The following is a 10,962-nucleotide window of genomic DNA, read 5'->3' as shown; positions in this document are numbered from 1 at the left end:
CATGGCAAATATTTTTGTCCTTGAAGATGAAGAAATTATGTCAGATTTGATTGAAAACACACTGGAGGCTGTGGGTCATCAGGTCGTCAAATGCTCTACGATCCAAGAAGCGCAAGAACTGTTCGAAAAAGAACCGACGAACTTTGATGCGCTGATCCTTGATCGCAACCTCCCTGACGGCGATAGTATCGATCTTGCAAAAGAGCTTCAGGATAAATCGCTCTTGTCGAAGGTGCCGATCATCTTCAACACCAATCTCTCCAAACCCGCCCAAATTCTGGAAGGGATGGCCGTGGGCGCATTTTGGTATCTGACCAAACCAACCACCCCTACCATCTTGCAAGCCCTTGTCTCCAACGCAGTTGGCACCTATCAGGTCTATCGCGCAGGCATGGAAAAACAAAAACTGCTGGAAGGGATGCTCAGTTACCTCAACAAATCCGAATTCACCTTCCACACCCACAGTGAAGCCCGTCAACTGGCAGAGAGCCTCTCTCTCATGTTTCCCGATGCCCAGCGCGCCTTATTGGGCGTGACAGAGCTACTCTTAAACGCTGTTGAACACGGCAACCTATCCATTTCCTATTCAGAGAAAACCGATGGACTGGTTCGGGGCTATTTTCATCAATTGGTACAGGAACGCCAGTCTGACCCCGCCCTGAAAAGTCGCAAAGTACGTGTTGAAATCGACAAAAAGCCAGAACGCACTCAAATCCAGATTCAAGATGAAGGAAGCGGGTTTGACTGGCGCGAATATCTTGAGATCTCCCCCGAACGTATTTTCGACCCCCATGGGCGCGGGATCGTCATGTCAAAAGCCATCAGCTTTGATAAACTGGAATTTATTGGCAAGGGCAATATCGTCATCGCCACTCAAGAGCGCCCGCAAGCCGCTGAATAAAGAAAAGCCGAAACATGGCGCCCCCATGTTTCGGCGTTCAACGGCTCCATCGGCATATCGGCTGCAAAAGATTACATCTTGCGCAAATCAATCAAACATCCCCCTTGCGCCCTGAATCACTTTTACATGTTTCCGCAATAAATCTTGTTGTAGGGCAAGATCACCTTCTCACGTGCAAGGAAAGAAATTTAAAAAATATTTTTATTATATCATATTAAATTGAATTTTATGCCTAAACTTATTTACTTCAAGGGGATTATTTAAACCCTTTTTCCAACAGCTTTGGGATAGTCTATATCTATATTCAAAAGCGAGATCAGCCATGCAAGCCCCCTCACTCATTTTTCAAAACTACCTAGAAATTTTAAAACAAGAACTCGTCCCGGCCACTGGCTGTACAGAGCCGATCGCGATTGCCTATGCCGCGGCCAAAGCGCGCGATGTTCTGGGCGAAATTCCCGATCGCGCCCATATACAAGTCAGTGGCAACATCATCAAAAACACCAAGAGTGTCGTCGTTCCCAACACGGGCGAATTAAAAGGGATACGTGCTTGCATTGCCGCTGGTGTCATCGCAGGCAAAGCGGAGCGTCAACTGGAAGTCATTTCGGCCGTCACCCACCAGCAACGCGGCGATATACAAAGCTACCTTGCACAGGTGCCCATCGATGTTCAGCCCCTCGACAGCGACTACACCTTTGACCTGATCGTAACGCTCTCCTGCCAAAGCAACACCGCACAGGTACGAATTTCTCAATTTCATACCAACATCGTTGAAATTAGAAAAGACGATCACTTGATCTTCAATGCCCAAAACAACAGTCTTGTGGCGAATGCACATCCCGTGGATCGCACGACCCTACAGATCCGCGAAATCATTGCCTTTGCCGATGAAGTGGACCTCGAAGAGGTTCGTCCCCTCGTCGAAAAGCAGATCAACTATAACACCCGCATTGCCAATGCAGGCCTGCAAGGAGATTGGGGGGCAAATATTGGCAGCGTCTTGCTTGACACATGGGGCCATGACGTCAAAAACCGCGCCAAAGCCATGGCCGCCGCCGGGTCTGATGCCCGCATGGGCGGATGTGAATTGCCCGTCATCATCGTCACCGGCAGCGGCAATCAAGGGATCGCAACCTCCCTGCCCGTCATTGAATATGCTTTTGAACTCAAGGCCGATCGCGACCAGCTTCTACGTGCCCTCATTGTGGCAAACCTTGTTGCGGTCCACATTAAAACCGGCATTGGCTGGCTCTCTGCCTTTTGCGGGGCCGTCAGTGCTGGTACAGGTGCCGCTGCCGGCATCGCCTATCTGCACGGGGAAACACCAGAGGTCATCAATCACACCATTGCAAATACGCTCGGCTCTGTCTCCGGCATTATCTGTGATGGGGCAAAACCTGCCTGCGCATCCAAGATCGCGGCCTCCGTCGAGGCTGGTATCCTCGGTTTCCATATGGCCCGGAAAGGTCAGCACTTTCAGGCAGGGGAAGGTATTATCGCAGCAGAGATTGAGAAAACCATCGAAAATGTCGGGCGCTTGGGACGTATCGGCATGCGCGAAACCGACACAGAGATTCTCCACATGATGCTGGAGGAAGACACAGCCGCGCCGACAGCCTAAGCGGCGTCCCCTTTCAGGGCGGGCAACGTCTCTTGCACCGGGGCAAGACGGGCTTCTGTTTCACTAAGCTTCTGATGCAGGCGTTCGATTTCCGCTTCGGCATATTCTGTATCTTTTTTACGGCTCATGGCGATCACACGCCATTTGGCAACCGACAACCATGTCAGCAACGCACCAAAAAAGAAGCCAAAGGCTAACGTGCCCAAACTCAAAAGATAGAGCGGAGTTTCCTGCTTGAAAGGTAAGGGCCAGAAATCAACACCGACCGGCGCCCGGTTGGAAACCGCAAAAATGACAACAACCAGAGCAAAAGGCAGAAACAGAAGCCAGAATAAAAATCTCACAGTCAATCGCTCCTTAGCAAGCAGAACAAAAGGCTGAACAGTCAGGCGTCATCCTGCCTTGTTCACCCTTTTCGTTTAAATCAGACAGGCGGGTCTTAGCCGTTCAGGCGCTCACGCAACTTTTTACCTGTTTTAAAGTACGGGACTGCCTTTTCCCCCACATCCACAGACTCACCTGTGCGCGGGTTACGGCCCGTACGAGAACCACGTGTTTTGACGGAAAACGCACCGAAACCACGGAGTTCCACACGATCACCATCGGCGAGCGCTTGCGTGATTTCGTCAAAGATTGTGGAGACAATACGCTCCACATCACGCTGGAAGAGGTGGGGGTTTGCTTCTGCCAAACGTGCAATCAATTCCGACTTGGTCATGGGCACCTGCTCCTTTTACTACATAAAGAGGGTTGAAATAGACCCGACATAATGCCGCTACTGTAGATTAGGTTGCCAGATGGAAACCAACCCGTCAAGTCTAAGTCCTTCTGAAATCAATGTTTTATCAAAAATACCACTGAGAAGTGTGCTTTTGGCAGTCATCCAAAAATCCTCTTCTCCATATTCCACATCAAAAACATCAAGTCCCGGTGGAATTTCTTTTTCCGTCTCCAGCCATTTGTAGGCAATCTCTTCGCTTCCCGTCGCATCGACTAAACCATTTTCCTTCGCTTGGCGCCCGGTGTAAACTCGACCATCCGCAATCTTAAGTGTCTGTTCTAGCGTCATTTCTCGACGTTCAGCCACCATCCCTACAAACATGTCATACATATCCATAATCACGGCCTGGGTTGCTTTTTTCGCTTCAGGCGTCACCGCTTCCATAGGATTCGGCACCGCCTTTAAAGGCGAGCTTTTAATTACAACCGGTTCGACACCAATCTTATCCATAAGTTTAGTAAAATTTGCAGACTGCATTAAAACACCGATAGACCCTGTGATCGTGCCTTCACGGGCCACCACATAATCAGCTGCAATGGCGGTCATATACCCAGCCGAGGCCGCAACCTCTCCCATCACAGCCACAACGGGTTTGCGTTCTGAAAGCATACGCAGCTGTCGATAAAGCGCTTCCCCGCCCACGACGGTCCCGCCCGGTGAATTGATCCGCACGACGACCGCCCGCACGCTGTCATCCTCTGCCAGGTCGCGCAGCACCATGTCACGTTCGGCATCATCCTGAATGATCCCCTCGATCCAGATGCGCGCAATATGGTCCTGCGCGCCCATCAACTCGAACCGGGCTGCCAGCCCAAATAAGGCCGCGACAATCGCCACGATGCCGATCCCTTGCCAAAGGCGCAAGCGGCGTTTCAATCGAAGGCGATCAAGAAGATGGTCAGCGGCAAAACTCATGTCAGGTGCTTTCTCAAAAAAATAGGTCCTTTATAACTATAAAAGAAAAACCCCTTCCCGCAAGTGCGTGGAAGGGGTTTTTACAAACTTCATGAAAAAGAAGTCGGACTAAAGATTAGTCTTTTTTCTTTTCCAGAGCGGCACCAAGGATGTCACCCAAAGAAGCACCGGAGTCGGAAGAGCCGTATTCAGCCATAGCTTTCTTCTCTTCTTCAACTTCCAGAGCTTTCACAGACAGGGAAACCTTACGGTTTTTCTTGTCGAATTGTGTCACTTTGGCATCAACTTTGTCGCCTTCGTTGAAGCGGTCTGTACGTTGGTCACCACGGTCACGAGCCAGATCGCCGCGACGGATGTAACCAGTCAAACCACCTTCAACTTCAACTTCCAGACCGTTTTCTTCAACAGCTGTAATTGTACAAGTTACGACTTGGTTTTTCTTGATGTCGCCAGCAGCAGACTCAAACGGATCTTCGCTCAGTTGTTTGATACCGAGGGAGATACGCTCTTTCTCAACGTCAACGTCAAGAACGCGTGCTTTAACAACGTCACCTTTGTTGAAGGAAGCCAGCGCTTCTTCCGGTGTGCCTTCCCATGCCAGATCAGACATGTGAACCATACCGTCGATTTCGCCGTTCAGGCCAATGAACAGACCGAATTCGGTGATGTTCTTGATTTCGCCTTCAACTTCAGAACCCTGCGGATGTTCAGCCAAGAACGCATCCCACGGGTTAGCCAAGCACTGCTTGAGACCCAAGGAGATACGACGCTTAACCGGATCAACGTCGAGAACCATAACTTCAACTTCTTGAGAAGTAGAAACGATTTTGCCCGGGTGTACGTTCTTCTTCGTCCAAGACATTTCAGAAACGTGTACCAGACCTTCAACGCCCGGCTCCAGCTCAACGAATGCACCGTAATCAGTGATGTTTGTAACGCGACCGGAGAACTTGCCGTCAACCGGATATTTGCCGTCAACACCTTCCCAAGGATCAGCTTCAAGCTGCTTCATGCCCAGGGAGATACGTTGTGTGTCAGAGTTGAAGCGGATAACCTGTACTTTAACAGTCTCGCCGATTTGCAGAGCTTCAGACGGATGCGCGATACGACGCCATGCGATGTCTGTAACGTGCAGCAGGCCGTCGATGCCGCCAAGATCGATAAATGCACCGTAATCCGTGATGTTTTTAACAACACCGTCAAGGATTTGACCTTCTTCCAGACCTTTGATCAGATCGCCGCGAGCTTCAGCGCGTGCTTCTTCAAGAACAGCACGACGTGAAACAACGATGTTGCCACGCTGGCGGTCCATTTTCAGGATTTGGAACGGTTGAGCGTTGCCCATCAACGGTGTGACGTCGCGCACCGGACGGATATCAACCTGAGAGCCCGGCAAGAACGCAACAGCGCCGTTAAGGTCAACTGTGAAGCCGCCTTTAACGCGACCGAAGATAACGCCGTTAACACGCTCTTGAGCTTCGAATTGCTTCTCGAGGTTTTTCCACGCTTCTTCACGTTTCGCTTTCTCACGGGACAGTACAACTGTGCCGTCTTTGTTTTCGTAGCGTTCAACGAAAACGTCAACTGTGTCACCAGCAGACAGTTTTTGCGCTTCTTCGCCGAAACCGAATTCTTTAAGGGGGATGCGGCCTTCAGATTTCAAACCAACGTCAACCATCGCGAAATCGTTTTCAACACCGATGATTGTACCAGTCAGTACTTGGCCTTCAAAAGAAGCTTCTTCACCGAATGTTTCGTTAAAGAGGGCTTCAAAATCTTCTACTACAGGAGCTGTTTCAGCTGCTTGGGTCATAATAATAAGTCCTACGTTTATAATATTACATGCCGAACGGTTGGTTCCGTTGGTCTGTCACCAGCAATTGCGTCGAAGAACCTTGCCGTGTGCGCGGTGACTAACACCCGACATTCTTCATGTAAAATGCAAAAAGACCTTCGCCGTCCCCAAACAACAGGAACGATGAAAATCAAATGCAGACGTTTTTTTAGGTCTTTTGAGTAATGATCGATTTAGCCTGTGCAATCACTTCTTCAATATCCAGATCGGACGTATCCAAAATGACGGCATCATCAGCTGCCCTTAATGGCGCGGCGGCCCGTTGGCTATCGCGCGCATCACGGTCTTTCATATCTTGCAAAACCTGCGCGTATATAGCTTCAAGACCACGATCTTGCAACTCTTTTAGTCGTCTTTGCGCCCGAACTTCCGTTGACGCCGTCACAAACAGTTTCACATCCGCATCCGGACAGACCACCGTACCGATGTCACGACCATCCAGCACAGCACCTTTTTTACCAACTGGCGGCTGTTCGGCAAAACGTCGCTGAAAGTCCAACAACTCATCCCTAACCGCCTGAATTACAGCGACTTTTGAAGCTGCCTGCGCGGCCTCGTCATAACGCAACTTTTCATTTTCCAGATCGGCAGGCGTTAATTTTTGCGCCGCACTCAAGGCCAGATTTTCATCACTCGGATCCCCCCCTTGGGACACAACGGCAAAACCGGTTGCGCGGTACAAAAGACCTGTATCCAAATAGGCCAAGTTCAAATCAGCTGCGACTCGACGCGCCAATGTGCCTTTACCTGCGGCCGCGGGACCGTCTATGGCGACTACAATTGTCATACTCATCTATCTTTCAAGGTCTTGTTATCTGGTTAGCGAATGGACGCGCCCAAACCGTTCATCAGGTCAATAAACCCGGGGAAGCTGGTGTCGATCGGGCTGCCGTCATCAATGGTCACCGGCTGTTCAGACGCCATGCCAAAGACGATAAAAGACATGGCAATGCGGTGGTCCAAGCGGGATTTAATCTCGCCGCCGCCCAATGCCGGCTGGCCGTTCCCGTTAACGGTCATAAAGTCTTCCCCTTCAATCACATCAACGCCGCACGCTTTCAAGCTTTCCACAACCACGGCAAGGCGATCGCTTTCTTTGACGCGCAGTTCTTCCAACCCTTCCATATGGGTGGTGCCATTGGCAAAGCTCGCCGCCACAGCCAGCACCGGATATTCATCAATCATGCTGGGCGCACGGGACGCCGGAACACGGACACCCGTCAGCTCTGAATATTCGACTTGCAGGTCCGCCACTTCCTCACCGGCTTCAACACGTTTGTTCAGCTCGGTAATTTTGCCGCCCATTTCCTTCAGCGTCGTAAACAAACCAGTGCGCAGCGGGTTCATGCCCACAGCCTCAACCGTAATGTTGGATCCCGGTGTAATCAAAGCCGCCACCACAGGAAATGCGGCTGAGCTTGGGTCCGTCGGCACGACCACATCACGGGCCATCAATTCCGGTTGCCCTGTCAGGGTGATCACACGACCGCCTGTTTCATTTTCTTCCACAACCACGTCCGCGCCGAAATGGGTCAGCATTTTTTCTGTATGATCACGGCTCGGGTTCGGTTCAATCACAATGGTTTTCCCCGGTGCGTTCAACCCCGCCAGCATAACAGCGGATTTCACCTGTGCAGAGGCAACCGGCAATTCATAGGTGATCGGCATTGGCTCATCCGTCCCCTGAATCGCAACTGGCATACGCCCCTTGCTGCGTGACACGAAATTCACCCCGATCGGGCGCAACGGTTTCATCACCCGTTCCATCGGGCGCGAACACAGAGAGGCATCGCCGGTCATAAAGGTCGTGAAGGATTGTGTTGCCAGTACGCCCATCAGCAAGCGTGCGGCCGTGCCGGAGTTGCCCATATCCAGAACACCCGTTGGCTCACTAAATCCGCCAACGCCGCGCCCGGTAACAACCCATGTGCCGTCTTCTTCACGCTCGACCTCAGCACCGAGTGAGCGCATAGCTGCCGCCGTGCACAGCACGTCCTCGCCTTCTAATAAACCAGTCACGCGTGTGGTGCCCAGCGCCATCGCCCCAAACATCAATGCACGGTGGGAAATGGACTTATCACCGGGGACACGGATTTGACCACTTAAAGGGCCGCTTTTAGGGGACAAAACAGGTTTCACGAGCACTCGCCTTCACGTCTATTAAATGTGCAGGCACTTTCGTACAGCACGTTCCATAAGTCAATGAAAGAAGAAATGTAAAAAAGCGACTTGACCCTCACTCTTGAGAAGACATTTAAAAAAAATCGATTTACAGTAATTTTAAGCCGAAATTAAATTCGGCTTTGTTCGATAACCTAAAGGGGCGCATCAAATGATGCCCCGGTATCCGGCGCCAATGGTGGTCGCCTTTGAAAGTTCGAAGGGAGGGCCGAACATGAAACCAGAATGGGGACAGAAACACGAATGTTCCAAGTGCGGTGCGCATTTCTATGACATGCGCAAACCGGACGCCAATTGTCCAAAATGTGGCACTCCCGTCAATGACGAAGCCACATTACTCGCCAAAACCCGTCAGTATGACAAAACACCGCCTAAAAAAGCGCCCAAAGACGTAATGGACGATCTCGACGATTTTGACGACCTCGACGACGATATCGACCTTGATGACGATGACGATGACTTCCTTGAAGATGCCGACGACCTGGGCGGCCCGGATGACACCGACATGTCAGAAATCATGGAACATATAGGCGAAGACGTCGCCGACCCGAACCTCTAAGCTATTTTTTTGCCTCCCAGCTGCATTTTTATCTTGCACAGATAAAAAAATCGGCTACATTTCGCCCCACACAAAGGGGCCTTAGCTCAGCTGGGAGAGCGCAACACTGGCAGTGTTGAGGTCAGCGGTTCGATCCCGCTAGGCTCCACCATTATACAATCAGCCATAGACACGGTGACGTGCTGTGGCTGTTTTGTTTTTACCCCGATGACATATCCGTCAGATCGTCAGAATTGGCGTGTGAACGGTGCTGGAAACGTCGCTGGCGTGATTGCATCAGATGTTCGCAAAGCCACTGTACGCCTTGCATTCATGTTCCCGCTTAGCTCCACCATTACAGACGGACATTCGCACGGTGACGTGGAATGTCCGTTTTGTTTTTATCCCACTTTTCTGCAATTTTCAGACCGTTCCATTGATGGGGGATGGGCGATTCTTGGTGCCGATTTTCTGATCGTTTTCGGGCAGAATCGACACAGTGATACAGTAAACCGATACAGGCGAACTCCCTTTGAGGTTCGCTATGGGTAAACTGGTCGGTCTTCAACGTCGCGGAAACATATGGCGGTATCGTCGGTGGGTGCCGATGAATTTGCGTGACCGTATCGGTAAGTCGGAACTCATAAAATCATTGGAAACAAGCGATTATCAGACCGCTGTGCGACGTTATCGAACCGTCAGCAGGGATGTTGAGCAAATCATCGTAGAAGCCCGTGGTGTGGTTTTAAATGACACTTCTGAGCGATACAGGGTGATACAGAAAAGTGATACAGTAGACCCGCAAATCAAAGCTCCACCATCATCCGGCCGAGACGGTCTCCGAACGTTAATTAAAACGGTTGTTGAAGAGGTTCTGGAAAAACATTCACCCACGAAACCATCCATCACGCTGGATGACCTGTATCGTCGTTATATGGATGATCCAGCACGGTCTCGTTCCAAGAAGACGGTGATGACGTACCAATCGGTTTACAACGTGCTGATGGAATTGTTTGGTGCCGATAGACCTATCGCTGATATTGATCGGGAAGATTGTCGTCGGTTCATGGATGTCGTTCGACACCTTCCTGCCAATGCGAAGAAACGTTTTCCGAAGAAAACGTTGGTGGAAATATCTGCGATTGCCCGTGAGAAAAAAATGACACCGATGGCACCACTGACCATCAACAAATACGTCAACAAGCTATCTGCCATACTGAATTGGGCAGTCGAAGAAGAATTGTTGGACCATAATCCCGCTATCGGATTGAAAGTCGCTGACCCCGTTCATGCACAAGATAAACGGTTACCTTTTTCAGAACATCAGTTGGTAAAAATCTTTACGGCGTTATCGGATAAATCCGGTGTCGAATTCTGGGTTCCTCATATCGGACTTTATAATGGTCTTCGCCTCAATGAAATTTGCCAGTTGAATGTGGAAGACATTGTGATGAAGGATAAAGTCTGGTGTTTCAACATTACCCGTGAAACAGATCGTGGAATTGACGACAAGGTTCTTAAAACAAAGTCGTCTGAACGTGTGGTACCCATCCATCCTCAATTGATGGAACTCGGTTTCATGCGGTATTTGAAGACATTCGAGAAGAAACCACGATCAAAACTATTCCCGGATATACCCGTTGGGACTACCGGATACCGATCCGATCAATTCTCAAAATGGTTTGCCCGGTTCTTGAAATCCATTGGTGCTGATGCAGATCGGACTTCCTTCCATAGTTTCCGTCATAACTTCCGTGATGCATTACGAGCGGCGGATGTCCGTCATGAAATCGCAATGCTGTTAGGCGGGTGGGCGGATCGTTCAAATTCCCGTACTTCGCAGGCGTTTTATGGGCAGGGGTATTCTATGAATGTCGTGGCGGAAGAATTGGGGAAAGTTCGGTATTAATTTGGGGATATGGGCTGTACATCATTGCATGATTTTGAATAATGATTATTCAAATTAACTATTCCTGTTTCAATAATCAACGTAACCAGCTAAACCAGCGTTTCCCGCATTGTTCGCCAGAGAGAAATGTGGTTTACTACAAATTGGGATAAGGCTTGCGTGAGTGATTTTTGCATAACTTCCAGACTTTCTGTGCGAGGAGAATCTGAAAGTATGAAACACTTCATGGCTTTATCCTAATTTGTCGGGCACTGTGCT

11 protein-coding genes and 1 tRNA gene are annotated in these 10,962 nt (G+C 50.0%); 6 read left to right on the top strand and 6 right to left on the bottom strand.

Going from position 1 to position 10,962, the window contains the following annotated elements:
- Nucleotide 1: 1 nt before the first annotated feature.
- A complete protein-coding gene (locus tag Q397_RS0115605) occupies nucleotides 2-901 on the top strand; it encodes an ATP-binding response regulator (RefSeq protein WP_028880219.1) in 900 nt (299 codons plus the stop codon).
- Nucleotides 902-1,223: 322 nt separating this feature from the next.
- Entirely contained in the window at nucleotides 1,224-2,525 is a 1,302-nt protein-coding gene (locus Q397_RS0115595) for an L-cysteine desulfidase family protein (RefSeq protein WP_028880218.1), read from the top strand.
- Here Q397_RS0115595 and Q397_RS22875 read toward each other — a convergent pair.
- The 6 genes from Q397_RS22875 to aroA form a co-directional block, all read right to left on the bottom strand.
- Nucleotides 2,522-2,869 (bottom strand): lipopolysaccharide assembly protein LapA domain-containing protein, encoded by a 348-nt coding sequence (locus Q397_RS22875; RefSeq protein WP_051610137.1) that lies wholly within the window; start codon nucleotides 2,867-2,869, stop codon nucleotides 2,522-2,524. The genes Q397_RS0115595 and Q397_RS22875 overlap by 4 nt on opposite strands.
- A 95-nt stretch (nucleotides 2,870-2,964) precedes the next feature.
- Nucleotides 2,965-3,243: an integration host factor subunit beta gene (ihfB, locus tag Q397_RS0115585; protein ID WP_028880217.1), complete on the bottom strand. Its 279-nt coding sequence runs from the start codon at nucleotides 3,241-3,243 to the stop codon at nucleotides 2,965-2,967.
- A 57-nt stretch (nucleotides 3,244-3,300) separates the two neighbouring features.
- Complete coding sequence (gene sppA, locus Q397_RS0115580; protein WP_028880216.1) at nucleotides 3,301-4,221, bottom strand: signal peptide peptidase SppA; 921 nt, start codon at nucleotides 4,219-4,221, stop codon at nucleotides 3,301-3,303.
- Between the two features lie 115 nt (nucleotides 4,222-4,336).
- The gene (gene rpsA, locus Q397_RS0115575; RefSeq protein ID WP_028880215.1) at nucleotides 4,337-6,034 is read right to left on the bottom strand and encodes a 30S ribosomal protein S1; all 1,698 of its coding nucleotides are present in this window, start codon (nucleotides 6,032-6,034) and stop codon (nucleotides 4,337-4,339) included.
- A 190-nt stretch (nucleotides 6,035-6,224) separates the two neighbouring features.
- Entirely contained in the window at nucleotides 6,225-6,863 is a 639-nt protein-coding gene (gene cmk / locus Q397_RS0115570) for a (d)CMP kinase (RefSeq protein WP_028880214.1), read from the bottom strand.
- Nucleotides 6,864-6,895: 32 nt separating this feature from the next.
- A complete protein-coding gene (aroA, locus tag Q397_RS0115565; RefSeq protein ID WP_051610136.1) occupies nucleotides 6,896-8,221 on the bottom strand; it encodes a 3-phosphoshikimate 1-carboxyvinyltransferase in 1,326 nt (441 codons plus the stop codon).
- Between the two features lie 250 nt (nucleotides 8,222-8,471).
- Between aroA and Q397_RS0115560 the strand changes: the two genes are divergently transcribed.
- The 4 genes from Q397_RS0115560 to Q397_RS24355 all read left to right on the top strand — a co-directional run bounded on the left by Q397_RS0115560 (nucleotide 8,472) and on the right by Q397_RS24355 (nucleotide 10,704).
- Nucleotides 8,472-8,816, top strand: a complete 345-nt coding sequence (locus Q397_RS0115560; protein WP_028880212.1) for an FYDLN acid domain-containing protein — start codon at nucleotides 8,472-8,474, stop codon at nucleotides 8,814-8,816.
- Nucleotides 8,817-8,891: 75 nt separating this feature from the next.
- Nucleotides 8,892-8,967 (top strand) — tRNA-Ala (locus tag Q397_RS0115555).
- Between the two features lie 56 nt (nucleotides 8,968-9,023).
- Entirely contained in the window at nucleotides 9,024-9,347 is a 324-nt protein-coding gene (locus tag Q397_RS25025; RefSeq protein WP_156950744.1) for a hypothetical protein, read from the top strand.
- Entirely contained in the window at nucleotides 9,328-10,704 is a 1,377-nt protein-coding gene (locus Q397_RS24355; RefSeq protein ID WP_156950743.1) for a site-specific integrase, read from the top strand. The genes Q397_RS25025 and Q397_RS24355 overlap by 20 nt, the downstream gene beginning before the upstream one ends.
- Nucleotides 10,705-10,962: the final 258 nt, after the last annotated feature.

It is taken from the genome of Terasakiella pusilla DSM 6293 (genome assembly GCF_000688235.1).
GTDB lineage: Bacteria > Pseudomonadota > Alphaproteobacteria > Rhodospirillales > Terasakiellaceae > Terasakiella > Terasakiella pusilla.
Note: the sequence above shows the minus strand (reverse complement) of the source record. Positions and strands in the feature narration are given on the sequence as shown.

What these genes read in the sequence shown, in the direction of transcription:
- Q397_RS0115605 (WP_028880219.1), top strand. Translation starts at nt 2, where the DNA reads ATGGCAAATATTTTTGTCCTTGAAGATGAAGAAATTATGTCAGATTTG.
- Q397_RS0115595 (WP_028880218.1), top strand. Translation starts at nt 1,224, where the DNA reads ATGCAAGCCCCCTCACTCATTTTTCAAAACTACCTAGAAATTTTAAAA.
- ihfB (WP_028880217.1), bottom strand. Translation starts at nt 3,243, where the DNA reads ATGACCAAGTCGGAATTGATTGCACGTTTGGCAGAAGCAAACCCCCAC.
- sppA (WP_028880216.1), bottom strand. Translation starts at nt 4,221, where the DNA reads ATGAGTTTTGCCGCTGACCATCTTCTTGATCGCCTTCGATTGAAACGC.
- rpsA (WP_028880215.1), bottom strand. Translation starts at nt 6,034, where the DNA reads ATGACCCAAGCAGCTGAAACAGCTCCTGTAGTAGAAGATTTTGAAGCC.
- cmk (WP_028880214.1), bottom strand. Translation starts at nt 6,863, where the DNA reads ATGACAATTGTAGTCGCCATAGACGGTCCCGCGGCCGCAGGTAAAGGC.
- Q397_RS0115560 (WP_028880212.1), top strand. Translation starts at nt 8,472, where the DNA reads ATGAAACCAGAATGGGGACAGAAACACGAATGTTCCAAGTGCGGTGCG.
- Q397_RS25025 (WP_156950744.1), top strand. Translation starts at nt 9,024, where the DNA reads ATGACATATCCGTCAGATCGTCAGAATTGGCGTGTGAACGGTGCTGGA.